24 protein-coding genes are annotated in these 25,280 nt (G+C 74.1%); 10 read left to right on the top strand and 14 right to left on the bottom strand.

Translation table 11 applies throughout. The features are described from left to right. Window positions 1-648, top strand: coding sequence for a dihydrofolate reductase family protein (locus tag ABRQ22_RS07495; RefSeq protein ID WP_353709090.1), 648 nt, complete (start codon window positions 1-3; stop codon window positions 646-648). A gap of 112 nt (window positions 649-760) precedes the next feature. Then, window positions 761-1,201, top strand: coding sequence for a VOC family protein (locus ABRQ22_RS07490; protein ID WP_353709089.1), 441 nt, complete (start codon window positions 761-763; stop codon window positions 1,199-1,201). Window positions 1,202-1,215: 14 nt separating this feature from the next. On the opposite strand, the gene ABRQ22_RS07485 is transcribed toward ABRQ22_RS07490, so the two are convergent. The 5 genes from ABRQ22_RS07485 to ABRQ22_RS07465 form a co-directional block, all read right to left on the bottom strand. Next, entirely contained in the window at window positions 1,216-1,584 is a 369-nt protein-coding gene (locus tag ABRQ22_RS07485; protein ID WP_353709088.1) for a DUF2200 domain-containing protein, read from the bottom strand. Window positions 1,585-1,652: 68 nt separating this feature from the next. After that, the gene (locus ABRQ22_RS07480; RefSeq protein WP_353709087.1) at window positions 1,653-2,219 is read right to left on the bottom strand and encodes a DUF6580 family putative transport protein; all 567 of its coding nucleotides are present in this window, start codon (window positions 2,217-2,219) and stop codon (window positions 1,653-1,655) included. Window positions 2,220-2,239: 20 nt separating this feature from the next. Continuing rightward, window positions 2,240-2,701: a DUF4430 domain-containing protein gene (locus ABRQ22_RS07475; protein WP_353709086.1), complete on the bottom strand. Its 462-nt coding sequence runs from the start codon at window positions 2,699-2,701 to the stop codon at window positions 2,240-2,242. A gap of 64 nt (window positions 2,702-2,765) precedes the next feature. Next, window positions 2,766-3,410: a cation diffusion facilitator family transporter gene (locus tag ABRQ22_RS07470; protein ID WP_253049996.1), complete on the bottom strand. Its 645-nt coding sequence runs from the start codon at window positions 3,408-3,410 to the stop codon at window positions 2,766-2,768. Between the two features lie 2 nt (window positions 3,411-3,412). After that, entirely contained in the window at window positions 3,413-5,542 is a 2,130-nt protein-coding gene (locus ABRQ22_RS07465) for a DNA topoisomerase IV subunit B (protein WP_253049999.1), read from the bottom strand. Window positions 5,543-5,686: 144 nt separating this feature from the next. On the opposite strand from ABRQ22_RS07465, the gene ABRQ22_RS07460 reads away from it, so the two are divergent. Continuing rightward, the gene (locus ABRQ22_RS07460) at window positions 5,687-5,899 is read left to right on the top strand and encodes a hypothetical protein (protein ID WP_021479923.1); all 213 of its coding nucleotides are present in this window, start codon (window positions 5,687-5,689) and stop codon (window positions 5,897-5,899) included. 183 nt (window positions 5,900-6,082) lie between these two features. Here the strand turns inward: ABRQ22_RS07460 and ABRQ22_RS07455 are convergent, their stop codons facing one another. The 3 genes from ABRQ22_RS07455 to ABRQ22_RS07445 form a co-directional block, all read right to left on the bottom strand. Next, the gene (locus ABRQ22_RS07455; protein ID WP_353709085.1) at window positions 6,083-7,663 is read right to left on the bottom strand and encodes an RNA polymerase sigma factor; all 1,581 of its coding nucleotides are present in this window, start codon (window positions 7,661-7,663) and stop codon (window positions 6,083-6,085) included. A 270-nt stretch (window positions 7,664-7,933) separates the two neighbouring features. After that, window positions 7,934-8,332 (bottom strand): universal stress protein, encoded by a 399-nt coding sequence (locus ABRQ22_RS07450; RefSeq protein ID WP_253050005.1) that lies wholly within the window; start codon window positions 8,330-8,332, stop codon window positions 7,934-7,936. Window positions 8,333-8,427: 95 nt separating this feature from the next. Further along, a complete protein-coding gene (locus ABRQ22_RS07445; protein WP_353709084.1) occupies window positions 8,428-9,603 on the bottom strand; it encodes a DUF4192 domain-containing protein in 1,176 nt (391 codons plus the stop codon). Between the two features lie 152 nt (window positions 9,604-9,755). Here ABRQ22_RS07445 and ABRQ22_RS07440 point away from each other — a divergent pair, with 152 nt between their 5' ends. Together ABRQ22_RS07440 and ABRQ22_RS07435 are read left to right on the top strand one after the other, a co-directional pair. Beyond that, the gene (locus ABRQ22_RS07440) at window positions 9,756-10,328 is read left to right on the top strand and encodes a hypothetical protein (protein WP_253050011.1); all 573 of its coding nucleotides are present in this window, start codon (window positions 9,756-9,758) and stop codon (window positions 10,326-10,328) included. A 55-nt stretch (window positions 10,329-10,383) separates the two neighbouring features. Further along, window positions 10,384-11,562 (top strand): polyprenyl synthetase family protein, encoded by a 1,179-nt coding sequence (locus ABRQ22_RS07435; RefSeq protein ID WP_353709083.1) that lies wholly within the window; start codon window positions 10,384-10,386, stop codon window positions 11,560-11,562. A 42-nt stretch (window positions 11,563-11,604) separates the two neighbouring features. On the opposite strand, the gene ABRQ22_RS07430 is transcribed toward ABRQ22_RS07435, so the two are convergent. Further along, window positions 11,605-12,030 (bottom strand): Rv2175c family DNA-binding protein, encoded by a 426-nt coding sequence (locus ABRQ22_RS07430; protein WP_353709082.1) that lies wholly within the window; start codon window positions 12,028-12,030, stop codon window positions 11,605-11,607. A gap of 93 nt (window positions 12,031-12,123) precedes the next feature. Here ABRQ22_RS07430 and ABRQ22_RS07425 point away from each other — a divergent pair, with 93 nt between their 5' ends. Next, window positions 12,124-14,154, top strand: a complete 2,031-nt coding sequence (locus tag ABRQ22_RS07425; RefSeq protein WP_353709081.1) for a PASTA domain-containing protein — start codon at window positions 12,124-12,126, stop codon at window positions 14,152-14,154. Window positions 14,155-14,236: 82 nt separating this feature from the next. Here ABRQ22_RS07425 and ABRQ22_RS07420 read toward each other — a convergent pair whose 3' ends face one another. The 3 genes from ABRQ22_RS07420 to ABRQ22_RS07410 form a co-directional block, all read right to left on the bottom strand. After that, a complete protein-coding gene (locus ABRQ22_RS07420) occupies window positions 14,237-15,586 on the bottom strand; it encodes a class II 3-deoxy-7-phosphoheptulonate synthase (protein ID WP_353709080.1) in 1,350 nt (449 codons plus the stop codon). Window positions 15,587-15,599: 13 nt separating this feature from the next. Then, on the bottom strand, window positions 15,600-16,826 hold the full coding sequence (locus ABRQ22_RS07415) for a pyrophosphate--fructose-6-phosphate 1-phosphotransferase (RefSeq protein ID WP_253050023.1): 1,227 nt from the start codon (window positions 16,824-16,826) through the stop codon (window positions 15,600-15,602). 125 nt (window positions 16,827-16,951) lie between these two features. Further along, entirely contained in the window at window positions 16,952-17,737 is a 786-nt protein-coding gene (locus tag ABRQ22_RS07410) for a lysophospholipid acyltransferase family protein (protein ID WP_253050025.1), read from the bottom strand. Between the two features lie 57 nt (window positions 17,738-17,794). Between ABRQ22_RS07410 and ABRQ22_RS07405 the strand changes: the two genes are divergently transcribed. Further along, the gene (locus ABRQ22_RS07405; RefSeq protein WP_353709079.1) at window positions 17,795-18,421 is read left to right on the top strand and encodes a hypothetical protein; all 627 of its coding nucleotides are present in this window, start codon (window positions 17,795-17,797) and stop codon (window positions 18,419-18,421) included. Between the two features lie 60 nt (window positions 18,422-18,481). On the opposite strand, the gene ABRQ22_RS07400 is transcribed toward ABRQ22_RS07405, so the two are convergent. Next, window positions 18,482-19,429, bottom strand: coding sequence for an ROK family glucokinase (locus ABRQ22_RS07400; RefSeq protein WP_253050031.1), 948 nt, complete (start codon window positions 19,427-19,429; stop codon window positions 18,482-18,484). Between the two features lie 260 nt (window positions 19,430-19,689). Here ABRQ22_RS07400 and ABRQ22_RS07395 point away from each other — a divergent pair, with 260 nt between their 5' ends. After that, window positions 19,690-21,507 (top strand): AMP-binding protein, encoded by a 1,818-nt coding sequence (locus ABRQ22_RS07395; protein ID WP_353709078.1) that lies wholly within the window; start codon window positions 19,690-19,692, stop codon window positions 21,505-21,507. Window positions 21,508-21,579: 72 nt separating this feature from the next. Here the strand turns inward: ABRQ22_RS07395 and ABRQ22_RS07390 are convergent, their stop codons facing one another. Further along, on the bottom strand, window positions 21,580-23,025 hold the full coding sequence (locus ABRQ22_RS07390; RefSeq protein WP_353709077.1) for an NYN domain-containing protein: 1,446 nt from the start codon (window positions 23,023-23,025) through the stop codon (window positions 21,580-21,582). A gap of 107 nt (window positions 23,026-23,132) precedes the next feature. Between ABRQ22_RS07390 and ABRQ22_RS07385 the strand changes: the two genes are divergently transcribed. Continuing rightward, window positions 23,133-24,977, top strand: coding sequence for a DEDD exonuclease domain-containing protein (locus ABRQ22_RS07385; RefSeq protein WP_353709076.1), 1,845 nt, complete (start codon window positions 23,133-23,135; stop codon window positions 24,975-24,977). Continuing rightward, the gene (locus ABRQ22_RS07380) at window positions 24,971-25,252 is read left to right on the top strand and encodes an Lrp/AsnC ligand binding domain-containing protein (protein ID WP_353709075.1); all 282 of its coding nucleotides are present in this window, start codon (window positions 24,971-24,973) and stop codon (window positions 25,250-25,252) included. Before ABRQ22_RS07385 ends, ABRQ22_RS07380 begins: the two co-directional genes overlap by 7 nt. Window positions 25,253-25,280 lie beyond the last annotated feature (28 nt).

Here is a 25,280-nt window from a genome sequence, read left to right as displayed (position 1 = left end):
ATGGGATCGATCGAGATCGAGCTGTTCACGACCCTCGACCTCGTCGGGCAGGCGCCCGGCGGGCCGGAGGAGGACCCGGAGGGAGGGTTTGCGTTCGGCGGCTGGCAGGCACCGCTGATCGACGACGTCGCGGGCGCGCAGATCGCCGCGGCGTACGAGGGCGCGGACGCGCTGCTGCTCGGGCGGCGGACGTACGACATCTTCGCGTCGTACTGGCCGTTCCAGGAGGGCGGCCAGGACGACGACTTCGCCGCCCTGTTCAACCGCATCCCCAAGTACGTCGCGTCGCGCGGCACGCCGGACCTTCCGTGGGCCGGGTCGACGCTGCTCGGACCGGACCTGCCCGCCGCGGTGCGCGAGGTGCGCGACCGCCACGAGCACGTCAAGGTCGTCGGCAGCCTCGACCTGGTGCAGACGCTGCTGCGGGAGAGGCTGTTCGACCGCCTCGACCTGTGGGTGCACCCCATCGTGCTCGGCACGGGCAAGACCGTGTTCGACGGCGGCGCCGTCCCCACCAACCTCACCCTCCTCGAGCCGCCCGCACCCAGCCCCAACGGGACCGTCCTGCTGCGCTACGGCCTCGCCGCCGGCACACCCGGGACGGGCGACATGAGCGAGCCGGGACGCGGCGTCGGGCAGGACTCCTGATCCAGGAGAGCGTCGTCGGGCACGAAAGCCCGTCGGCGCCCGGCGGCTCGCAGCCCATGCACCCCGGACCTACGAGTCCGCACCCAGGAACCCGACCTCAGGAGACGTGCCCATGACGATCCAGCGACTCGACAACGTGGCGGTCGTCGTCGACGACCTCGACGCGGCCGTCGCGTTCTTCGCCGAGCTCGGGATGGAGCTCGAGAACCGGATGACGATCGAGGGGCGGTGGGCCGAGCGCGTCGTCGGGCTCGACGGCCTGCGGTCGGAGATCGCGATGATGCGCGTCCCCGACGGGCACGGGCGCCTCGAGCTCACCCGGTACCACGCACCCGCGCCGCTCGACCTCGGCCTGGGCACGGCCCCGCCGAACGTGCTGGGCCTGCACCGCGTGATGTTCGCCGTCGACGACATCGACGAGACGGTGCGGCGCCTCGGGCCCCACGGCGGCGCGGTGATGGGAGAGATCGTCGAGTACGAGGGCGTCTACCGGCTCTGCTACCTGCGCGGACCGGGCGGCGTCATCGTGGGGATCGCGGAGCAGCTCGACTGAGAACCCGCCGGCCGCTACGAGGCGGCCGCGGTCTCCCCGCGGAGGATCGAGGTCATCTTCTTCCCTCGCGCGACCTCGTCGACGAGCTTGTCGAGGTAGCGGATCTTCTGCATGAGCGGGTCGTCGATCTCCTCGACGCGGACGCCGCAGATCACCCCGGTGATGAGCGAGGCGTTCGGGTTCATCGACGGTGCCCGGTCGAAGAACTCCTCGAGCGTGATCTCGTCCGAGATCGCCGCCGCGAGCCCGGCGTCGTCGTAGCCGGTGAGCCAGCCGATGACCTGGTCGAGCTCGTCCGTCGTGCGCCCCTTGCGCTCCACCTTGGTCACGTAGAGCGGGTAGACGCTCGCGAAGCTGATCCCGAAGATGCGGTGTCGCGCCATGGCTGCCTCCTCATGCCCGCCAGGGTCCGTCGCCGCCCGGCCCGGGCGGCCGTCCGGCACGGTTCACGCTACCCCGCGGCTCCCGCCGGACGGACCGCGACCATCGCGTGCGAGGCCTCGATCCGGTCCACGAGCAGCGTGCCCGCCGCGACCAGCGGCAGGAGCACGAGGTTGCCCAGCAGCATCGTGCGCAGGAACGGCAGACCCGCGACGTAGCTCGCGACGAGTCCGTCCACGGAGGCCGGGTACCAGATGCCACGCCCCTGGAACCAGACGCCGAAGTTGGTCCACGCGAAGAACCACAGCGAGCCCGCGACGCCGAACGCGGCGCCCGCGCCGACGCGGCGCCAGCCGGTCGTGTTCCGCGCGAGCAGCGAGCCCAGCCCGACCACGAGCCAGGCGCTCCACGTGAAGAGCGCGATCGCGGTGTTGCCGAGCACGACGTCGGACACGACCGTCACGGCGAGCGGCACGACGAACGCCCAGCGCGAGCGCAGCAGGAGCGTCGCCGCGAACGTCGCGGCCGTGACGAGCTCGAGGTTGGCGGGCGCGCCCAGGTCGGCACGCACGAGGCGCCAGACCACGGCCAGCGCCGCGAGCGCCACGACGAGCGCCGGGCGCCACCAGCGAGTCACCGTCAAGGCCTGCGAACCCGTCACGAGGTGAACGTCTCGAGCTTCCACGTGATCTCGTCCCCGTCCTCGGTCTCGAGGGATCCTGCTCCCACGGTAGCCATCTCGCCGTTCACGTACAGCGCCCAGAACTCGCTGTCCGGGTCGGCCGCGACGCCGTCGATCGCCGTGACGAACGCGTTCTCGCCCTCGCCGGTCACCTGGGCGGACGGGTCCGCCTCGAGCAGCAGGTCGAGCGCGGTCGTGCCCGCGCGCCCCTCGTACGAGAGCTCGGGCGCGTCCTCGGCGTCGTCGGACGCCTCGTCCGTCGCGTCGTCGGCCGGGGCGCTCGTCTCCTCGCTCGCGGTCGACGTGGACGGCGACGCGGCGTCGGCGGCCGGCTCGTCGGTGGAGGAGCACCCGGCCAGCAGGCCCGCGGCGAGCAGGACGGCGGTCAGGGCGGTGAGCGGGCGCGCGGCGGCGTCGCGGAGGGTTCGGAGGGTCACGACGTCAGCGTACGGAGCCTGCGCCGACCCGCGCCCGGACGCCCGCCAGTCGGACGACGCACCGTCACCCGATCTCCTCGCCCGCGACGGCCTTGGCGGCCAGCCGCTCCTCCTCGCTGACCTCCCAGACCTCGTAGGCGGAGTGGAACGCGAGGAAGATGATCCCGCACCCGAGCACGAGGTCCGGCCAGCCGGAGCCGGTCCACGCGGTCACGAGCCCCATCGCGATGACGGCGACGTTGACGAGCACGTCGTTGCGCGCCGACAGGAACGCTGCCCGGCTCAGCGACCCACCGTGGTGTCGGACCCGCACCAGGAGCCACGCGCACACGCCGTTGACGACGATCGCCCCGAGCGAGGCGAGGACGAGCGGCACGACGTGGGGCGCCGTCGGGTCGCCGAAGCGCTGCACCGCCTCCCAGGCCGCGAAGAGGGCAGGACCGAGGATGAGCAGCGCCATGACCTTGCCCAGGACCGCGCGCCGCGCGAGCGGGAAGCCGAGCGCGACGGCGATGAGCAGGTTGATCGCCGTGTCCTCGAGGAAGTCCACGCTGTCGGCGAGCAGCGAGACCGAACCCGCCGCGAGCGCGACCGTGAGCTCGACGACGAAGTACGCGAGGTTGAGCCCCGCGACCAGCAGGACGGTGCGCCGTAGCAGGCGGACGAGGTCGGGGTCGCCCGCCCGACGCGCGTCCTGCCCGTCGGTCATCGTCAGACGTCGATACGCGCGTGGTCCAGCTCGGCGGCGCCGGCGACGATGAACTCCTTGCGCGGCGCGACGTCGCTGCCCATGAGCAGCTCGAACACGCGCTCCGCGGCCTCGGCGTGCTCGGCCGTGACGCGACGCAGCGTGCGGTGGCGGGGGTCCATCGTCGTCTCGGCGAGCTGGTCGGCGTCCATCTCCCCCAGGCCCTTGTACCGCTGGATGTCGTCCTTGTAGCGGCGCCCGGCCTTGTCGAGCTTCTTGAGGGTCGCGGCGAGCTCGGCCTCGGAGTACGTGTAGATGTACTCGTTCTTGCGGCGCCCGGCACCGATGACCTCGATACGGTGCAGCGGCGGCACGGCAGCGAAGACGCGGCCCGCCTCGACGAGCGGCTTCATGTAGCGGTAGAAGAGCGTGAGCAGCAGGGTGCGGATGTGGGCGCCGTCGACGTCGGCGTCCGTCATGAGCACGATCTTGCCGTAGCGCGCGGCCTCGAGGTCGAACGACCGCCCCGACCCGGCGCCGAGCACCTGGATGATCGCGGTGCACTCGGCGTTGCGCAGCATGTCGCTCACGGACGCCTTCTGCACGTTGAGGATCTTGCCGCGGATGGGCAGGAGCGCCTGGAAGTCGGAGCTGCGCGCGAGGCGCGCGGTGCCGAGCGCGCTGTCGCCCTCGACGATGAACAGCTCGCTGCGCTCGACGTCGTCGCTGCGGCAGTCGACGAGCTTGGCCGGGAGGGACGACGTCTCGAGCGCGTTCTTGCGCCGCGAGATCTCCTTCTGCTTGCGCGCGGTGATGCGCGCGCGCATCTCCGCCACGACCTTGTCGAGCAGCAGCGCGGCCTGCGTCTTCTCGTCGCGCTTGGTCGACGTGAGGAGGGCGTTCAGCTCCTTCTCCACCACGCGCGACACGATGCCGCGCACGGGCGCGGTGCCGAGGACCTCCTTCGTCTGGCCCTCGAACTGCGGCTCCGCGAGGCGGACGGTGACGACGGCGGTCAGGCCGGCGAGGACGTCGTCCTTCTCGATGCGCTCGGACGCGTCCTTCGTCGAGACCTTGAGGCGGCGCGCGTTCGTCTCGACCGCCTTGCGCAGCACCTTGAGCAGGCCCTGCTCGAACCCGCCGAGGTGGGAGCCGCCCTTGGGCGTGGCGATGATGTTGACGAAGCTGCGGACCTCGGTCTCGTACCCCGTGCCCCAGCGCAGCGCGACGTCGACCTCGCAGTCGCGCTGGACCGCCTGCGGCGTCATGTGGCCGCGGTCGTCGAGCACCGGGACGGTCTCCGTGAACGACCCCGAGCCCGTGAGGTGCCAGGTCGCGGTGACGGGCGTGTCCGGCGCCAGGAAGTCGACGAAGTCGACCGACCCGCCCGTGTGCACGAACGTCTCCTCGTGCGGCCCGTCCTCCCCCGGCGTGCCCGGGACGCCGCGCTCGTCGCGCACGGTGATCTCGAGGCCGGGGACGAGGAACGTCGTCTGGCGCACGCGCGTGACGAGCTCGTCGTAGGAGAAGACGGCGGTCTTGAGGAAGATCTGGCGGTCGGCCCAGTAGCGCACGCGCGTGCCCGTGACGCCGCGCTTCGTCTTGCCGACGACGGCGAGCTCCGACCCGGAGACGAACGGCTCGAACGGGGCGTCCGGCGTCGGTCCTGCCTTCGGGTCCGTGAAGACGCCCGGCTCGCCGCGGTGGAAGGTCATGCGGTGCGTCTTGCCGCCGCGGTCGACCTCGACGTCCAGGCGCGCGGACAGCGCGTTGACGACGGACGCCCCGACGCCGTGCAGACCGCCCGACGCGGTGTACGACCCGCCGCCGAACTTGCCGCCCGCGTGGAGCTTGGTGAACACGACCTCGACGCCGGACAGCCCGGTCTTGGGCTCGATGTCCACGGGGATGCCGCGACCGTCGTCCTCGACCGTCACGGACGAGTCGGCGTGCAGCACCACCCGGATCTTCGAGCAGTTCCCGGCGAGCGCCTCGTCGACCGAGTTGTCGATGATCTCCCAGAGGCAGTGCATGAGACCGCGCGAGTCGGTCGTGCCGATGTACATGCCCGGGCGCTTGCGCACGGCCTCGAGGCCCTCGAGCACGGACAGGTGCCGAGCGGTGTAGCTGGACTCAGCGGAGGTGGTCGTCACGGCGGCAAGCCTAGACGAGCGCGCCCACACCGTTGCGCTCCCCCGCCGCGAGGCCGCTGCGCGACCACGCGGCTCCGCTTCGCGGGTAGCGAACCCCGGGCCCCGGCGGGACGAATCCTCGGGAGCAGATGGTTTGATGTTCACGTGACTGCTACGACGACCACCACCGAACCGCTGACCGCGGCCGACCGCTGCGACCGCTGCGGGGCCCAGGCGTACGTCCGTGTGGTCCTGCCGAGCGGCGAGCTGCTGTTCTGCGGCCACCACGCGCGGGCGCACGCGGATGCCTACACCGACCTCGCGACGTCCATCCAGGACGAGACCGACAAGCTGCTCGCGGAGCACGGCGCGCGCTGACGCGCCCTCCGCCGAGCACCGTCCCGCGCCAGGAGCGCACCACCGCGGGGACCGGCTCCACCGCCCGGTCCCGGCGGCACGACCTCAGACACGACGAAGGCCCCGAGGAGATCTCCTCGGGGCCTTCGTCGTGCGACGACGGCGGGCGGCCGGTGGCGTGCACCGGCCGCCCGCCGCGACGCGTCAGTCGAGGTAGTCGCGCAGCACCTGCGAGCGGCTCGGGTGGCGCAGCTTCGACATGGTCTTCGACTCGATCTGACGGATGCGCTCGCGCGTCACGCCGTAGACCTTGCCGATCTCGTCGAGCGTCTTGGGCTGGCCGTCCGAGAGGCCGAACCGCATCGAGACGACGCCCGCCTCGCGCTCGCTGAGCGTGTCGAGCACCTGGTGGAGCTGCTCCTGCAGGAGCGTGAAGCTCACGGCGTCGGCCGGGACGATGGCCTCGGAGTCCTCGATGAGGTCACCGAACTCGCTGTCGCCGTCCTCGCCGAGCGGAGTGTGCAGCGAGATCGGCTCGCGGCCGTACTTCTGGACCTCGACGACCTTCTCCGGGGTCATGTCGAGCTCCTTGGCGAGCTCCTCGGGCGTGGGCTCACGACCCAGGTCCTGCAGCATCTGACGCTGCACGCGCGCGAGCTTGTTGATGACCTCGACCATGTGCACCGGGATGCGGATCGTGCGCGCCTGGTCCGCCATCGCGCGCGTGATCGCCTGCCGGATCCACCACGTCGCGTACGTCGAGAACTTGTAGCCCTTGGTGTAGTCGAACTTCTCGACCGCACGGATCAGACCGAGGTTGCCCTCCTGGATCAGGTCCAGGAACAGCATCCCGCGGCCCGTGTACCGCTTGGCCAGCGACACCACCAGACGCAGGTTCGCCTCCAGCAGGTGGTTCTTCGCCCGCTTGCCGTCGTGCGCGATCCACTGCAGCTCACGCTTGAGCTTGCGGTCCAGGTCGTCGCCCTCGGCCGCGAGCTTCTCCTCGGCGAACAGGCCGGCCTCGATCCGCTTCGCGAGCTCGACCTCCTGCTCCGCGTTCAGCAGCGCGACCTTGCCGATCTGCTTGAGGTAGTCCTTGACCGGGTCGGCCGTCGCACCCGCGGTCACGACCTGCTGGACCGGCGCGTCGTCCTCGTCGGCGTCCGACACGACGAAGCCCGTCTCCTCGGGCTCCTCGGTCGCGGCACCGGCGGCGGGCTTCTTCGCACCCGTGTCCGCGGCCGCGTCCTCGTCGTCCTCGATCACGTCGATCTCGAGGTCCTCGACCTCGACGTCGACGTCGTCCTCGTCGTCGTCCTTCTTCTTGGCGCGCGCGGGGGTCGCCTTCGCCTTGGCCGGAGCCTTCGCCGCGGTCTTGCGCGCCGCGGTCTTGCGCGCCGCGGGCTTCGCCGGGCCGGTGGACGGGGCGGCCTCGGCCGCGTCGCCCTCGGCGGCCGGGGCGGCCTTGGTGGTGGTCGTCGTGCGCTTGGTCGTCGACGCGGACTTCGCCGCCGCGGGCTTGGTGCGCGCCGTCGTCGTGCTGCGCGGGGACGCCGCCGCGGCGACCTTGGTCGTGGTCGGGATGTCGACCTCGACGCCGGCGCCCGCGAGCGCGCGGAAGACCGCCTTCAGCCGCTTGGCGTCGTTGACGGCGGCCTGCTCGCACGCGGTGCGGAAGCTCTCGGCGTCGACGCGACCGTTCGCGCTGCCGCGCCGCAGGAGCTCCTGCAGGGCGGGGTGCTCGAACTCTCGCGGGAGTGCGGAAATCGGGGTTGAGGGCGCCACAAACCGACCTTTCGGCAATCATGGGGGGCGGTAGGGCCGCCGGAGCGGGGACGTGAACCGTGAAGTGCGGGCTTCTCGTGGACTCTCACGGCGAGTCGTCGGGCTCTGGCGGATACCTATATTGTACCGGCGATCCGTGCACCGGACGCCGCGACACGAGGTGAGGTCGGACCTGACCGCCTCGCGGCGGCCCGCACACCACGTCTCGGCGACGTTCGACACCCGGGTCCTGGCCTGTACAACGGCCCGGTACCCCCGAAGATTCCCTGCTCAGGCCCCCGCGCGCTCGGGCTTGACGGCCAGCACCGGGCAGGGCGCGTCGAGCAGGATGCGCTGCGCGTTCGACCCGAGGATGAGCTTGCCGACCGGGCTGCGGCGGCGCAGGCCGATGACGATGAGGTCCGCGGAGGCCCGCTCGGCGGCGCTCACGAGGTCCTCGGCGAGGTCGGACGTCCCCTGCTCGCGCCGCAGCGTCGTCCCCGTCCCCGCGAGCCGCTCCTCGACCCGACGCAGGTCGTCCTCGTGCGCCGCGACGAGCTCGGGCGTCGAGGTCGACGCCTCCGTGACGACGACCACGAGATCGGTGCCGCGCCGGACCGCCTCGGTGGCCGCGCTGTCGAGAGCCTCACGACCCTCGGGCGTGCTCAGGTGCGCGACGACGACGCTCATGTGTCCTCCGGGAACGGCTCGTGGGCGCGGTCGGCCGCGGGCGGCGACCGCAGGTCGTGTTGCGGTCGAACCTACCCGAACCCGCGCGCCGCGGCTCACACGTCGGCGCGGATCCAGCCCGGCGCGACCCCGGCGTCGAGCGCGCTCGACAGCAGGAGGGCGAGCCGGTACGTCGGGTCCTCCGCGAGCGCCTCGTCGAGCCGGCGTCCCGCCCTGCCGCCGTCCCCGTGCCACCAGGCGACGAGCGCGAGGAGCGTGAGCGCCGGGGCCGTGCTCCCGCGCGGCGCGTGGGCCACGACCGCCTCGAGCACGGCGCGGGCGGGACCGGTCACGTCCGGGTCCGGCGCCAGCCCCGCCGCCGGGTCGACGATCGACGCGATCGCGCGCGCCGTCCCGGCGTCGACGTCGCCGCCGCGGACCGTGCGGTCCGCGAGGTCGCCCGTCCCGGGCACGAGCGAGACGAGCACGGCGTCACGCACCGGGACCGCCTCGAGCCCGGCCGCGAGCCGGCCGAGGACCGTGGCCGGAGGCAGCCCTGCACCGGTCCCCGCGCCCCGGGCCCCGCTCTCGGCACGCCCCTGCTCGTGCGCGGTCGCGCGGGCGACCGCCGCACGCCACTCGGCCAGGCTCTCGACGCGGCGGGCGACGGCGTCGGGGTCGGCCCCGGCGCCGGGAGGACCGCCCTCGCGGGCGCGGTCCCGAACCCGGCGGGCCGCGCGCGCCGCACGCCGCCGCGCGTCGGCGCCCGCGCGCGGGATCCGCAGCGCCTCCTCGCGCGAGTCCGCGAGCACGGCCCCGGCGAGCACCATGTGCGCGCCCACCTCGCTGGACTCGAGCTCGCGCAGCGGGCGCCCGCCCGGCGGGCAGCACTCGTCCTCGGCGCAGTCGAGCGCGTACCAGCCGCTCGGCGACACGACCCAGACGTCCACCGGACCGTGCTCCGGCTCGACGGCCTCCCGGCAGCGCTCGACGGCGGCCCTCACGACGGCGGTCCCGACGCCGCCGGACCGCAGCGGCGCTCCCGTGTACACGACGAGGACGACCCGCTGCGCGCCGTCGGCGGCGAGGTGGCCGACGACGGAGCGCGCGAGCTGCGGGCCGTGCTCCAGGTCGGCGAGGTCGGCGACGTCGACCCGGACGACGAGGCCGACCCGACCGCGCGGCGGTCGCAGCCCGACGAGGACGACGCTGTCCTGGGGTCGGTAGCCGAGCCGGTAGGGGACGTAGGCGAGGAGCTCGCGCGGGCCCTGGGCCCGGATCAGGGTGGTCATGACGCCCATCCCAGCCCGTCCCGACGGCGCGCGGGGCGGGCGGGCGGACGGCTGTGGACGCGCGGGGCCCGGACCCGACCCCGCGCTCCGCCTGTGGTCCACCCCCGAGGCCGGTGGTGGCTCGCAGACGCCCGGGTGACTACGGTGTGCGCGTGCCACCACGAACCCGAGCCCGCGCGCGGCGAGCGGCCCCGTCCGTCCACGCGGCCGCCGTCGTCCTCGCCGTGGCGCTGCTCGGCACGGCGCTCGCCGGCTGCCAGGCGGGCCCGGACGACGTCCAGGGGGCCGCCGGGCCCCGTGGCACGCCTGCGTCCCCCGCCGAGGAGGCTGCGGGGGACGCAGGCACGCCGCTGCCCCGCTACGACGCGGACTCCGCCGTCGGGGACCTCGTGGAGGGTTTCCCGGCCGAGCTCGTCACGGTCCCCGCGGGCGCCCAGGTGCTCGCGAGCTCGGCCCGGCCGTCAGAGGACGGCACGCTGGTCGACGTCACTCTCAACCTGCGCTCGGACGAGCCCGTCGACGTGCTCACCGCCTACTACACCGAGGCGCTCGGCGCCGCCGGGTTCGCGGTGTCGCCCTCGAGCGTCCCGAGCGCGCTCACCTCGCTCACGACGTTCGTCCGGACGCCGGCCCCCGAGTCCCCCACCGAGTCGCTGGCCGTCGGCGTGTTCGACGACGAGACCGAGCGGCTGGTGACGATCAGCGGGCAGGTCGCGGCCGGCTGACGGGTCCGACCGTGGGACGACGCCGCCGAGGTGCCGCACCGCATAGGCTGCCCCCGTGCCGAACCCGTCGCTGCCGACCTCGTCCTCGCCCGAGCCCCTCGACCCGGGGGCCCCTCGGAGCGTCACCGACCCGAGCCCGAGCGCGCTCGTCGACCGGGAGGGCGTCCGCGCCGGGGTCGACGAGGCCCTGCACGTCTCGACCGCGGCGCTGCGCGAGGAGCTCTCCTCCACGCACCCCGACGCCGACCCCCTCGCCGACGCGACGGACGAGCTGCTCGCCGGTGGCAAGCGCCTCCGGGCGGCCTTCTGCTACTGGTCCTGGCGCGCACATGGCGGCGACCCGGACGGCCCGCACCGCGAGGTCGCGCTCCGCGCGGGCGCGGCGCTCGAGCTGTTCCAGGCCGCTGCGCTCTTCCACGACGACGTCATGGACGCCTCCGACACCCGGCGCGGGCGGCCGACCGCGCACCGTGCGTTCGGGGCGCGGCACCGCGGGCTCGGCTGGTCCGGCGACGCCGACCGCTACGGCGAGAACACGGCGATCCTGCTCGGCGACCTCGCGCTCATCGCGAGCCACCGCGAGCTGGGCGACGCGCTCGACGCCCTCCCCGCCGACGTCGCGACCCGCTCGCGCGTCGTCTTCGGTCGCATGCAGACCGAGGTGATCGTCGGGCAGTACCTCGACGTGCAGGCGCAGGTGCTGCCCTGGGGCGACGACCCCGCGGCCGACGAGGAGCGCGCGCGGGCCGTGATCCGGTCGAAGTCGGCGCGCTACAGCGTGGAGCACCCCATCGCGCTCGGCGCGGCGCTCGCCGGGGCCGACGAGGACGCCGTCGCCGCGACGAGCGCGTTCGGGCTGCCCGTGGGCGAGGCGTTCCAGCTCCGCGACGACGTGCTCGGCGTGTTCGGGGACGCGCGCGTCACGGGCAAGCCCGCGGGCGACGACCTGCGCGAGGGCAAGCGCACGGTGCTCGTCGTGCGCGCGCTCGCCGCCGCGACGCCCGCGCAGCGCGACCTCCTGCTCACGCACCTGGGCGACCCTGACCTCGACGCGAGCACGGTCGAGGACCTGCGCGCCGTGCTCGTCGAGACCGGCGCGCGCGACGCCGTGGAGTCGCTCATCGCCGAGCTCACCGACCGTGCGTCGTCGGCCCTCGCCGACGCCGGGCTCGCCGAGCCCGGGGCCACGATGCTCGGGCTGCTCGCGCGGGCCGCCGTCGAGCGGACCGCCTGACGCGAGGCCGAGCGGCTCCGACGGGCCGGTCGGGCGAGCGGGTCAGAGCTCGGACTGCGCGACGCGGCGCACCCGCGCCTTGTGCCCGCTCAGGAGCGTGTCGAACGGGGGCTCACCCAGCTCGTCGTTCGGGCTGAACAGCCACTCGAGGATCTCGGCGTCGTCGAACCCGGCGTCGGTGAGCACGACGATCGTGCCCTGCAGGCTCGACAGGACGCCCACCCGCCCGCTCTCGTCCGGACGGCCCGCGTTCGCCGGGTCGACGAGGTGCAGCGGCACGAGGAAGCGGGCCGGGATCTGGAACGTCGTGCGCTCGCCGCGCTTCACGCCGACGACGCGGCGCTCCTGCACGATGCGGCGCACCTTGCCGACGTCGGTGCCGAGCGCCTCGGCGACGTCGGGCAGGGTCAGCCACTCGCCGACCAGGTCGTCGAGGGTCGGGCGGGGGCTGGGGTCACGGTCGGTCACCGGGCAAGCCTACGGCGTGCCTCCACACGACACCCACGCCGTGCGCGCCCGCGCTCACCGGATCGCGACGTCGGGCCACCTAGACTCTCTCCCGTGGCCACCGTGACGACCGATCCCCTCGTCGGCCGCCTGGTCGACGGGCGGTACGAGGTCGTCTCGCGCATCGCGCGAGGCGGCATGGCGACGGTGTACCTGGCCGTCGACCGCCGGCTCGAGCGCGAGGTCGCGCTCAAGGTCATGCACGCCCACCTCGCCGAGGGCGCGTCCGGCGCCGACTTCGTCTCGCGCTTCCGCCGCGAGGCGCGCGCGGCGGCCCGCCTCACGCACCCGGGGCTCGTCGCCGTGTACGACCAGGGGCTCGACGGCGACACGAGCTACCTCACGATGGAGTACGTGGCGGGCTCGAACCTGCGCCGCGCGATGCTCGCGGAGCGCACGCTGCCGCTGGGCCGCACGCTCGACGTGCTCGAGGACGTCCTCGACGCGCTCGCCGCCGCCCACCGCGCCGGTCTCGTGCACCGCGACATCAAGCCGGAGAACGTGCTCGTCGACGCCGAGGGCCGGCTCAAGGTCACGGACTTCGGGCTCGCGCGCGCGGTCAACGAGGTCACGGCGACGACGACCGGCACCATCCTCGGGACCGTCGCCTACCTCTCCCCCGAGCTCATCGCGACGGGCGCGTGCGACGCACGGACCGACGTCTACGCCGTGGGCATCCTCGCGTACGAGATGCTGCTGGGCACGGTCCCGCACACCGGCACGACTCCCATCCAGGTCGCGTTCCAGCACGTCAACAACGACGTGCCGCCGCCCTCGGACGTCGCCCCGTGGATCCCGCCCGAGGTCGACGACCTGCTGTGCGCCCTCGCCGCGCGCGACCCCGCCGACCGCCCGGCCGACGCCGGCGCCGCGCTCGCGCTCGTGCGCTCGACCCGCGCGGCGCTCGACCCGGCCGACCTCGAGCGGCGCGTCGACCCGCCCGCGGGCGCGGCCGTCGACGGCCCCCCGGCCGAGGCCCCCGGGTCCGGCCCGACGACGGAGCACCGGTCCGCGGCGACCGCGCCCCTCGCCGCGCTCAGCCTGCAGGACCGCGAGGCCGCCGGCCTCACCGAGCCGCTCGCCGTCGGGCACGTCGTCGCCCCGACGACGCGGCCGGGCCCGCCGCCACCTCCCGCTCCCCCGGTCACGGCGCGACGCCGCGGGCGAGGCCGGGCGGTCGTCTGGTCGCTCGTCGTCCTGCTCGTCCTCGCGGGGGCCGGCGGCGGCGCGGCCTGGTGGTTCTCCTCCGGGCCCGGCGCGTACACGCAGGTCCCCGGCGGGCTCGTCGAGGCGTCCCGGACCGAGGCCGCCGCGATCCTCGACGGGGCGGGCCTCGACCACACGGTCGAGGAGCGCTACGACGACGCCGTGCCGGAGGGCGCCGTCGTGGCGACCGACCCGGCGTCCGGCGAGGACGTGCGCAAGGACGGCAGCGTGCAGCTCGTCGTGTCGAAGGGCGTGCGGATGCTCACGGTGCCGACCGGCCTCGTGGGCGCGACGCAGGAGGAGGCGACCGCCGCGATCGAGGGCGCCGACCTGACGCTCGGCGACCCCGTCCTCACGCCGCACGACGAGGTGCCGTCGGGCCAGGTCATGGCCGTGAAGGACCCCGACGGCAACGTCATCGAGGAGGGCGCCACGATCCGGCACGACGTGCCGGTGGTGCTCACCGTCTCGTCCGGGCCCGCGCCCGTCGTCGTGCCGCAGGTCACGGGCTCCCCGAAGGACGCCGCGGTCCAGGCCCTGGAGGACCAGGGCCTCGTGCCCGCGGTCACCGAGGAGTACTCGGAGTCCGTCGCCGCGGGCCTCGTGATCCGCCAGGACCCCGAGCAGGGCACCGACGCGCACCGGACGGACACGGTGAACGTCGTCGTGTCGCTCGGGCCGCCGCTCGTCGAGGTGCCCAACACCTACTCGATGAACGTCAAGGCCGCCGAGAAGGCGCTCACCGACGCGGGGTTCACGGTCGAGGTCCGGCACCCGCAGGGCATCAGCCCTCTCAACATCGTCTACGCCCAGGACCCTCCGGGCGGCGACGGCCGCACCGCCCCGAAGGGCTCGACGATCGTCATCAACGTCTTCTGACGTCGACTCCCCAGCATGTGGCTGTGGCCCGTCCCGACGTCGGGACGGGCCACAGCCACGTGCTCGGCGCGAGTCGTGCCGCTCAGCGGCGGAGCATCTCCGCGACCTGGAACGCCATCTCCAGCGACTGCTGGTGGTTGAGGCGCGGGTCCACCAGGGTCTCGTAGCGCAGGGCGAGCCCCGCGTCGTCGATCTCCTCGCTGCCGCCCAGCACCTCGGTCACGTCGTCGCCCGTGAGCTCGACGTGCAGCCCGCCCGGCACGGTCCCCGCGGCGCGGTGCACCTCGAAGAACCCGCGGACCTCGTCGAGCACGTCGTCGAACCGGCGCGTCTTGTAGCCGCTCGCGGACGTGATGGTGTTGCCGTGCATGGGGTCCGTGACCCACGTGACGGGCACGCCCGCGCGCGCGACGGCCTCGACGAGCGGCGGCAGCGCGTCTCGGACGTTCCCCGCGCCCATGCGCGTGACGAAGGTCAGGCGACCCTCGACGTCGTCGGGGTTGAGACGCCGGGCGAGCTCGAGCGCGACGTCGGGCGTCGTCGTCGGGCCGAGCTTCACGCCGATCGGGTTGGCGACGCGCGACAGGAAGTCGACGTGCGCGCCGTCGAGCTGGCGCGTGCGCTCGCCGATCCACAGGAAGTGGGCCGACGTGTCGTACGCGTCGCCCGTGCGCGTGTCGCGGCGGGTGAGCGCGCGCTCGTAGTCGAGGACGAGAGCCTCGTGGCTGACGAAGAACTCGACCGTGCGCAGGGCGTCGAAGTCGGCGCCGCACGCGTCCATGAAGCGGATCGCGCGGTCGATCTCGGACGCCGTCCGCTCGTAGCGCGCATAGGCGGGGTTGCGCATGAAGCCGCGGTTCCACTCGTGGACCTGGCGCAGGTCGGCGAACCCACCGGTCGTGAAGGCCCGCACGACGTTCCACGTCGCCGACGAGATCTGGTACGCCTGGACGAGGCGCTCCGGGTCGGGCACGCGCGCCTCGGGCGTGAAGGCGTGGCCGTTGATCATGTCGCCGCGGTAGGCGGGCAGCGTCACGCCGTCGCGCGTCTCCGTGTCGGAGCTGCGCGGCTTCGCGTACTGCCCGGCCATCCGACCCATCTTCACGACGGGCATGCTCGCGCCGTGCGTGAGGATGACCGCCATCTGGAGGATGGTGCGGATCTTGTTGCGGATGCGGTCCGCGTTCGCCTCGGCGAACGTCTCGGCGCAGTCGCCCCCCTGCAGGAGGAACGCCTCGCCCCGCCCGGCCGCGGCCAGGCGGGAGCGCAGCGTGTCGGCCGCGGCGGGCACCACGAGCGGCGCGGAGGCCGCCAGCCGGTCCCGGACGGCGTCGAGCGCCGCCTCGTCCGGCCACGTCGGCTGCTGGAGCGCGACGAGCGTGCGGAAGTGGTCGAGCCCGGCGTCGGTCCCCGGCTCGCTCGTGGTGGTCATCCCGCTCCTCGGATCAGTGCGCGGCGGGAGCCGCGGCGACGAGCGGCTGGCCGATGCCCTCGAGCAGCTCGCCGAACCACTGCTGCGTGACGTCGAAGGCCTTGCCGCCCGCGATGCGCGGGAACTCGATCGCGCGCAGGCGGTCGCCGTTCTCCTCGTCGTGCCCGATGACGCCCGACTCGCCGCGCAGCGCGCACTCGACCGCGAGGTCGGTCATCGACTTGATGAGGCGCAGGTCCTCGGCGTTCGCGGCCGCGGCGCGCGAGAAGTAGCCGGACTTCTGCACCATGACCTTCTCGGCGCCCAGCTTCTCGGCGAACTGCTTGGCGAACCACTGGCCGGGGTTGACCGTGTCGAGCTTGACGTGGCCGAACGGGTCGCGCTGGACCTCCTCGCCGGCCGCCTCGAGCTGCGCGACGATCTCGTGCATGCCGGCGCCCTCGGACAGGAAGATGTTGACGTTGCCCTGCTCGTCCATGATCGCCTTGAGACGCTCGGCCTCGGCGTCGATGTCGAGCGCGAGCTCCGGCAGGAAGACCGCGTGCACGTCCCAGCGCTCGCGCGTCAGGCCGAGGGCCGGGGCCCACTCCTGCGCGTCGAGCCACTTGCGGTACTCGGCCGCCGACGCGGCGGTGAGCCACCCGCAGTGGCGGCCCATGACCTCGTGCACGATGAGCATGCGCGGGCCGGAGCGGTGCTCGCCGATGACGTTCGCCGCGAAGCCCGCCGCCTCCTCGGCCGCGGTCCAGGCGCCGAGCGACTGACGGATCGGGATCACGTCGTTGTCGATCGTCTTGGGCAGGCCCACGACGGTGAGCTCGTAGCCGTTGTCGTGCAGGTAGGCGGCGAGGTCGGCCGCGGTCGTGTTCGTGTCGTCGCCACCGATGGTGTGCAGGACGTCGACGCCGTCCGCCTTGAGCTGCTCCGCCGCGACCTGCAGCGGGTCCTGGCCTTCCTGGACGAGGCCGCGCTTGACGCAGTCGGCCGCGTTCGTCAGCTTGACGCGCGAGTTGCCGATCGGCGAGCCGCCGAAGCGGTGCAGGATGCCCGCCTGCTTGCGACCCTCCTCGTCCACGACGATCTTCGTGCCCGTCAGCAGGCCGTGGTAGCCGTACTGGTAGGCGATGATCTCGATCTCCGGGTCGAGCTCCGTGTACCGCTCGATGAGGCCCCCGACGGCGGAGGACAGGCACGGGGCGAAACCGCCCGCGGTGAGGAGGGCGACGCGACGAACCGACATGTGAACTCAGAACCTCTCGTAGGACGGATCCTGGCCGGACGGACGCGGTCCGGCGGGGTGGCGGCGACGGCGGCGGGCACGTACCCCACGAGGGGCACCGTGAGCGAAGCGCGACCGGCCGTCGCTCAGTCTACTGACGCCGCGCCGGGCTCCGGCGGCGGTTCCGGGACCTGGACGTCGGGAGCCGGACGCCCGCCGGGCGCCCCGCCCGCCTCCTCGGACTCGGTGTGCCCCGCGGCGAGGCGCGCCTTGGCCGTCGCGGCGTAGATGTCCACGTACTCCTGGCCGGACAGCCGCATGATCGCGTACTGGATCTCGTCGGCGACGGCGCGCAGGATGAAGCGGTCGTTCTCCATGCCGCGGTAGCGCGAGAAGTCGAGCGGCTCACCGACGACGACCCCGATGCGCATGGGCTTGGGGATGACCTTGCCGATCGGCTGGGCGATGTTCGTGCCCACCATCGCGACCGGGACCACGGGGGCCCCCGACTCGAGCGCGAGGCGCGCGACGCCGGTCTTGCCGCGGTACAACCGTCCGTCGGGGCTGCGCGTCCCCTCGGGGTAGATGCCGAACAGGTCGCCCTCGCGCAGGACGCGCAGGCCGGTCTCGAGCGCGGCCTCGCTCGCCTTGCCGCCCGACCGGTCGACCGGGATCGTCCCGACCCCGCGCATGAACCCGGCCGTCAGGCGGCCCTTGATCCCCGTCCCGGTGAAGTAGTCGGACTTGCCGAGGAACTGGACCTTGCGGTCGAGGACGAGCGGCAGGATGAACGAGTCGATCACCGCGAGGTGGTTGCTCGCGAGGATCGCACCGCCCTCGTCCGGCACGTGCTCGACGCCCCGCGTCCAGGGACGGTACAGGACCCGCAGGATCGGGCCGACCATCACCTGCTTCATGAACCAGTAGAACAACGTTCCTCCTCGCGGGGTCCCGGCGCGGGACGTGCATCCGACTCTAGAGTGATTCCTATGGCCGCACCGAACGCCCAGCCGGACTCCCCGCAGCCCGACGACGGACCCGACCCCACGCCCGACGACGCGTCGCGGGGTCCTGAGCACCCCGCCGAGCCGGACGACGAGGCTGCCCGGCAGGACGACGCACAGGGCGAGGCGGCGCTCGACGTCGATGCGCAGTGGGCCGGCATCGTGGCCGAGCTCTCCGACCTGTCCGACCTCGACCACGACGCGGCGCGCGGACCCGACGACGGCGCCGGCCCCGCCGACGGCCCGTCGCCCGCGCCCCGCGAGGGCCGCGACGTGCTCGGCTCCGTGCCGGTCGCGCCCTGGGTCCGCACCAGCGGCCCCCGCGACTGGCCGACGACGCCGGAGGTCGAGGACCTCGAGGAGGCCGAGAGCCACTTCGTGCCGCCGGACCCGCCTCTCGTCCTCGGCCGCGACCCCCTCCTCACCATGGCGTGGGCCCTGGTCGTCGGCGTGCCGATCCTGCTCCTGGTCGTGCTCGTCGTCGTGCGCCCGTACCCGGTGATCGTCGCGCAGGTGGGCGGCGGGGCGTTCCTCGCCGGGCTCGCGATCCTCCTCTGGCGCATGCCGCACCGCCGCGAGGACGACGACGAGGGCCCGGGCGCCGTCGTCTGACGCCCGGGCCCCGCCCGCACCTGGTCGCGCTGCCCGTCCCGGCCGGCCCGTCGAGACCGGTCAGCGACGGGCGAGGTCCGCCGCGCCGACGATGCCGGCCTCGTTGCCGTGCTCGGCGAGCTCGATGCGCGCCTCGGGACGGTGCCCGCGCGCGGAGAGCTGGTCCGCGAACGCGCGACGCACGGGCTGGAGCAGCAGGTCGCCGGCCGCGCCGACACCGCCGCCGATGACGATGAGCTCCGGGTCGAGCAGCGCCGTCACCGAGGCCGCGCCCTCGCCGATCCAGCGCCCGAGGTTCGCGAGCAGCTCGACCGCCAGGTCGTCGCCCTCCTGGGCGGCCTGCGTGATCTGAGGGCCGTTGAGCTTCTCGGGGTCGCCGCCGCAGATCTCCAGGAGCCGGGTCGCGCGGTCGGGCTGGGCGATGAGCGCGTTCTGCCCGTCGCGCACCAGGGCGCGGCCCGACGCGTACTGCTCCCAGCAGCCCTCGTGGCCGCAGCCGCAGTAGTGGCCGCCCGGCACGACGCGCATGTGCCCGACCTCGGCCGCGACGCCCCACTTGCCGCGCACGAGCTCGCGGTCGACGACGATCGCGCCCCCGAGCCCGGTGCCGACCGTGAGCATGAGCATGTCGGTCGCGTCGCGCGCGACGCCGAACTGGAACTCCGCCCAGCCCGCCGCGTTGGCGTCGTTCTCGACGACGATCGGCACGTCGGTGCCGCCGATGAGCTCGCGCACGTTGCGCGCGAGCGGGTACTCGCGCCACGCGATGTTCGGGGCGAAGAGCACCGACGTCCGGTCGGGGCTGACGAAGCCCGCCGCGGCGAGGCCCATCGCGCCGACCTCGTGCTCGGCGGTCAGCTCGGCATACACGTCGGCGATGGCGCGGTCGATGCTCGCGACGTCGTCGGGCTCGGTGTCGCGGCGCGTCTGGACGAGGATCTCGCCCTTCTCGTCGACGACCCCGGCCGCGATCTTCGTCCCGCCGATGTCCACACCGATGGCGTGCATGTCCCGTCCTCACTCGCTCGGTAACCGCTGACTAACCGCTGGCTGGAAGCCTCACGCTGCAGGTGCTGCCCGTCGACGGGCGACGCACGACCACGGCTCGCGACCCCGCGCCCGGGTCGTCCCGCCGGAACTCCGCGCCCGCGCGAAACGTTGCGCAAGCAGCGCACAGCACCTGAAGCCTACCGACATCGGCAGGTCCCGGGCACACACCACCACTGGGTAGGGTTCTCCCACCGTCGACTACTGCCACTGGAGCCAGCATGGACGAGATCAGCGCCCCACGGATCGTCGAAGTCGATCCCTCGAAGAACCTCAACGACCTGCTCGCGAGCCGGGTCGCGGCCGACCCGGCCGCGCCGCTGGTCGAGCGCCGCGCCGGCGCCGACGGCACGTGGCAGGCGCTCAGCGCACGGGACTTCGACGCCGAGGTCGTCGCCGTGGCGAAGGGGCTCGTCGCGCGCGGGATCCAGCCGGGCGACCACGTGGGCATCATGTCGCGCACGCGCTACGAGTGGACGCTCCTGGACTGGGCCACGTGGGCGGCCGGCGCGGTGCCGGTGCCGCTGTACGAGACGTCGAGCGCGGAGCAGGTCCAGTGGATCCTGTCGGACGCCGACGTCCGGCTGCTCGTCGTCGAGACGGAGGCGCACGCGGCGACCGTCGGCGAGGTGCGCGACCAGGTCCCCGCGCTCGGTGACGTCCTCGTCATCGACTCGGGCGCCGTCGCGACCCTGAGGGCCGACGGGGCCGACGTGGAGGACGCCGAGATCGCGCGGCGCCGCGGCCTGGCGAACCTCGCCGACGTCGCGACGATCATCTACACGTCGGGCACGACCGGGCGCCCCAAGGGCGCCGAGCTCACGCACCAGAACTTCTACTCGCTCACCGTGAACGCGGTGGCCGCGGTGCCGGAGGTGTTCGGCGAGCCGGGCGGTCGCACGCTGCTGTTCATGCCGCTCGCCCACGTGTTCGCGCGGTTCATCGGCGTGCTGGTCGTGGCCGGCGGGACGGTCCTGGGCCACACGCCGGACACCAAGACGCTGCTCGACGACCTCGGCACCTTCAAGCCGACGTACATCCTCTCGGTGCCGCGCGTGTTCGAGAAGGTCTACAACTCGTCCGAGCAGAAGGCCGCCGCGGGCGGCAAGCTCAAGATCTTCCACTGGGCGGCGGCCACGGCGATCGCGTACTCGCGCGCCCTGGACGAGCCGTCGGGCCCCGGCGTCGGGCTGCGCCTGCAGCACAAGGTCGCCGACGCGCTCGTGTTCAAGAAGCTGCGCCACGCGCTCGGGGGCCGCGCGAAGTACGCGGTGTCCGGTGGCGCGCCGCTCGGCGAGCGGCTGGGGCACTTCTATCGCGGCATCGGCGTGCGCATCCTCGAGGGCTACGGGCTCACCGAGTCGACGGCGCCGACGTGCGTCAACCGCCCCGCGACCACGAAGATCGGCACGGTCGGCGAGCAGCTCCCGGGCTGTGGGGCGCGCATCGCCGAGGACGGCGAGATCCTGCTGAAGGGCGACCACATCTTCCGCGGCTACCACAACAACGAGCAGGCCACGGCCGACGCGTTCGTCGACGGGTGGTTCCGCACGGGCGACCTCGGCTCGCTCGACGAGGACGGCTTCCTGCGCATCACCGGGCGCAAGAAGGAGATCATCGTGACCGCGGGCGGCAAGAACGTCGCGCCCGCCGTCCTCGAGGACCGCATCCGCGCCCACGCGCTCGTCTCGCAGTGCGTCGTCGTCGGCGACCAGAAGCCGTTCATCGGCGCGCTCGTCACCCTCGACCCCGAGGGCCTGCCGGGCTGGGCGAGCATGCACGGCAAGGAGCCGATGTCGATCGAGGACGCGGCCAAGGACCCCGACGTCCTCGCCGCGCTCGACGCCGCCGTCACGCGCGCCAACCAGGCGGTGTCGCGCGCCGAGTCGATCCGCAAGTTCACCGTGCTCACCACCGACTTCACGGTCGAGAACGGCTACCTCACGCCGTCGCTCAAGGTGAAGCGGAGCGAGGTGCTCAAGGACTTCGCGGCGGACGTCGAGGCGATCTACGTGGACGGGCCGGCCCCGGTCCGCTGACGTCGCGCACTCCGGGACCACCCGCACGGCCCTCCTCGGCACACCCGCCGGGAGGGCCGTGCGGCGCCCGCGTCAGCGGCGCGCGAGCCGCGCCAGGAGCGCCTGCGCCGGGATGCACACGGCGCCCATCGCCTGCACGTCGTCCGACACGGCACGGTCGCTCGTCACGACGACGACGGGCCGTCCCGCGGGCTCCGCGGCGACCAGTCGTCGGATGAGGTCGTCGGCGATCTCGCCCGACGAGAACAGCACGCGCACACCGCGCGGGGCGTGCACGGGACGCACGGCGGTGTCCGCGCCGTCGAAGCAGACCGTGACCTCGGTTCCCCCGGCCGCGACGCGCAGGAGCCCGCTGAGGAGCCGGTCGCGCTGCTCGGCGAGCGTGAGCTCCCCGAAGCCGGTCTTGGTCACGTTGTAGCCGTCGACGACGAGGTGGGTGCGCGGGACCGACAGGAGGTCGCCGAGCAGCGCCGGGTCGTCGGCGGCCCGACCGCGCGACCCGGGCCTCGGCCGCGCGGTCGCGCCCGGCAGGGCGGCGGCGACGTCGTCGGCCGGGGTCGTCGTGGCGGGCCCCAGCGCGAGCTCGCGCCGCAGCCCGGACGCCGCCTCGACCACCGTGTCGAGCAGGAGCCGCGCGCGTGCCGTCGCGACGTCGGCCGCCGACGTCCGCGCCCGACGCGCCTCGTCCCGCTCCGCGCGCGCCCGGGCGAGCTCGACGCCCGCTGCGCGGCGCTCCTCGCGCGCGTCGCGCAGCGCCCCCTCCGCCTCCGCGCGCTCGGCCGACGCCGCCTCGAGGGCTGCCCGGGCCTCGGCGCGCGCCCGGTCGGCGTCCGCCCGCAGCCGTCGCTCGGCGCGACGCGCGCCCGCGAGCTCGGCCGTCGCCGCGTCGGCGCGGGCCGCGGCGTCACGAACCTGCGCGCGGAGCTCCTCGACCTGTGCGGCCAGCCGGTCGCGGTCGCGACGCAACCGGGCGACCTCGCTGCGCTCCGACCGCTCGGTCCGCAGCGTCGTGTCGAGCGCGCGGGCGCGCTCCACGGCCGCCTCCCAGCCGTCCGGGCGCAGCAGGAAGGCGCCGGCGGCGCGCTCGCGGACGACGGCTGGCGCGGTGGCCTCCGCGTCCCCCGGTGCCGCGACGACGTCGTCGGCCGCTGCCGCCGCACCGGCCTCGGGCGACCCCGGGCCGTCGGGGGCCGGGACCTCCTGCGGTGCGCCCGTCCCGCTCCCGTGCTCGCGCGACCAGGCGGCGGCGACCGCGTGCCGGAACCCGGCGTCGTCGACCAGGGCGCGCCACAACGGCACCGCCCCGGCCGACGCGCGCCGGCGTGGGGCGAAGGCCTTGACCCGTTGCAGGGCCACGGGGACGAGGACCGGGTCGAGCGTGCCGAGCACGTCCGCGGCGGCCTCGACGAGCAGCGCGCGCACCGCCGGCGGGACGTCGCCGTCGGGTCCCTCCTCGTCCGACCTCTCGGCCACCATCCCCGCCTCCTGCGTCTCCGCCGTCGGGAGCTCCGCGGACATTTCGTCCCCGATCGTCCCGATTCCCGTGCACCCACCCTATGCCGTGCCGAGGGCGTGGCCGCGGGACACGACGGATCGTGTCGGTGGCCGTCGCTAGCCTCGCCGCCATGTCGTCCGGTCCCCTCCTCGCCTCCTCCCGCGAGGGGTCCGTGCCGCGGGGCGCGCCCGTCCAGCCCACGCTGGACGACCTCGGGACGCCGCTGCGCGACGTGACGTTCGTCGTCGTCGACCTGGAGACGACGGGCGGGTCGCCCGCGGGCGCCGGCATCACGGAGATCGGCGCCGTGAAGGTGCGCGGCGGCGAGGTGCTCGGCGAGTTCCAGACGCTCGTCGACCCGGGCGTGCCCGTCCCCGCCTTCGTCGCCCGGCTCACGGGGATCACGTCGGCCATGGTCGCGACGGCGCCGCGCATCGAGGCCGTGCTGCCGAGCTTCCTGGAGTTCGCCCGCGGCGCCGTGCTCGTCGCGCACAACGCGCCGTTCGACATCTCGTTCCTCAAGGCCGCGTGCCGGGCCGCGGGCTACGAGTGGCCCGGGAACCAGGTGCTCGACACCGTCCCGCTCGCGCGCCGCGTCGTGACGCGCGACGAGGCGCCGAACCACAAGCTCGCGACCCTCGCCGCGCTGTTCCGGGCCACGGTGACGCCCGACCACCGCGCGCTCGCCGACGCGCGCGCCACTGTGGACGTGCTGCACGCGCTCCTCGCGCGGCTCGGGCCCCTGGGCGTCACCCATCTCGAGGACCTCGCGGGCGCGACTGACCCGGTCCCGCAGGACGTCCGGCGCAAGCGGCACCTCGCGGACGGCCTCCCGGACGCACCGGGCGTCTACCTCTTCCGCGGGCCCGGGGACGAGGTCCTCTACGTCGGCACGTCGACGTCCATCCGGCGCCGCGTCCGGTCGTACTTCACCCGCTCGGAGAAGCGCAGCCGCATCACCGAGATGGTGCGTGTCGCGCACGCCGTCACCCCGGTCGTGTGCGCGACCCCGCTCGAGGCGCAGGTGCGCGAGCTGCGCCTCATCGCGGAGCACGCGCCGCGCTACAACCGGAGGTCGCGCCACCCCGAGCGCATGACCTGGGTCCGGCTCACGGACGAGACGTACCCGCGCCTGTCCGTCGTGCGCGACGTGCGGGCCCCGGCCGCCCACATCGGGCCGTTCGCGTCCAAGCACCAAGCCCAGGCCGCCGTCGACGCCCTCCACGACGCGTTCCCGCTGCGCCAGTGCACGCGCCGGCTCCCGGTCGTCGCCTCGCCCGGGGCCACGGCGTGCGTCCTCGCCGAGATGGGACGCTGCTCGGCCCCGTGCACGACCGCCGAGCGCGACACCGGCTACGCGGCCGTCGCCGGAGGCGTGCGGGAGGCGTTCGAGTCAGACCCGTCCCACGTCGTCGCGGAGCTCGGGCGCCGGATCGTCGCGCTCTCGCGCGACGAGCGGTTCGAGCAGGCGGGAGAGCTCACGCACCGACTGCGGGCCTACCTCGCGGGCGCCGCGCGCGCCCAGCGGCTCGCCCCGCTCGCGGCGTGCGCCGAGCTCGTCGCCGCCCGCGCGACGGACGCGGGCGGGTGGGAGATCGTCGTGGTGCGCCACGCGCGCCTCGCCGCGACCGGGGTGAGCGAGCCCGGCGCGGACCCGTGGCCCCTCGTGCACGCGCTCGTCGCGACGGCGGAGACGGTCGCACCGCCCGTGCCGCCCGCCCCGGCGAGCCACCCCCACGAGGCCGAGATCCTGCTGTCGTGGCTCCAGGAGCCGGGCGTGCGGATCGTCGACGTCACCGGCCCGTGGGCGTGCCCGGTCCGATCCGCGGGGTCCCACGTGGACCTCGCCGCCACGGCCCGTGACGTCGCGCGCCACGCCGACCCGGTCGACCGCCCCGACCTGACGCACGCGGCGCCCGGCGTGACCGTAGAGTGGTCGCCAGTCGACGACCCGACCCCGGAGGAACCATGCTGACCGCCATCGTCCTGATCGACACCGCGCCCGACCGTATCCCCGAGGTCGCGTCGGAGGTCGCGGACCTTCGCGGCGTCAGCGAGGTCTACTCGGTCACGGGCAAGGCGGACCTGGTCGCGATGGTGCGCGTCGAGGAGCACGACCAGCTCGCCGACGTCATCGCGGACCGCATCAGCAAGGTCTCCGGGGTCGTGCGCACGGAGACGTTCATCGCGTTCCGCGCCTACTCGAACGTCGACCTCGAGCAGGCGTTCGCGCTCGGCCTCGACGACTGACGGGCCGCCTGGCGCCGCCGGCCGGCCT

The sequence above is a fragment of the Cellulosimicrobium sp. ES-005 genome (genome assembly GCF_040448685.1).
Lineage (GTDB): Bacteria > Actinomycetota > Actinomycetes > Actinomycetales > Cellulomonadaceae > Cellulosimicrobium > Cellulosimicrobium cellulans_G.
The sequence above is the reverse complement of the archived record's forward strand: the minus strand, read 5'-3'. Positions and strand labels throughout refer to the sequence as shown.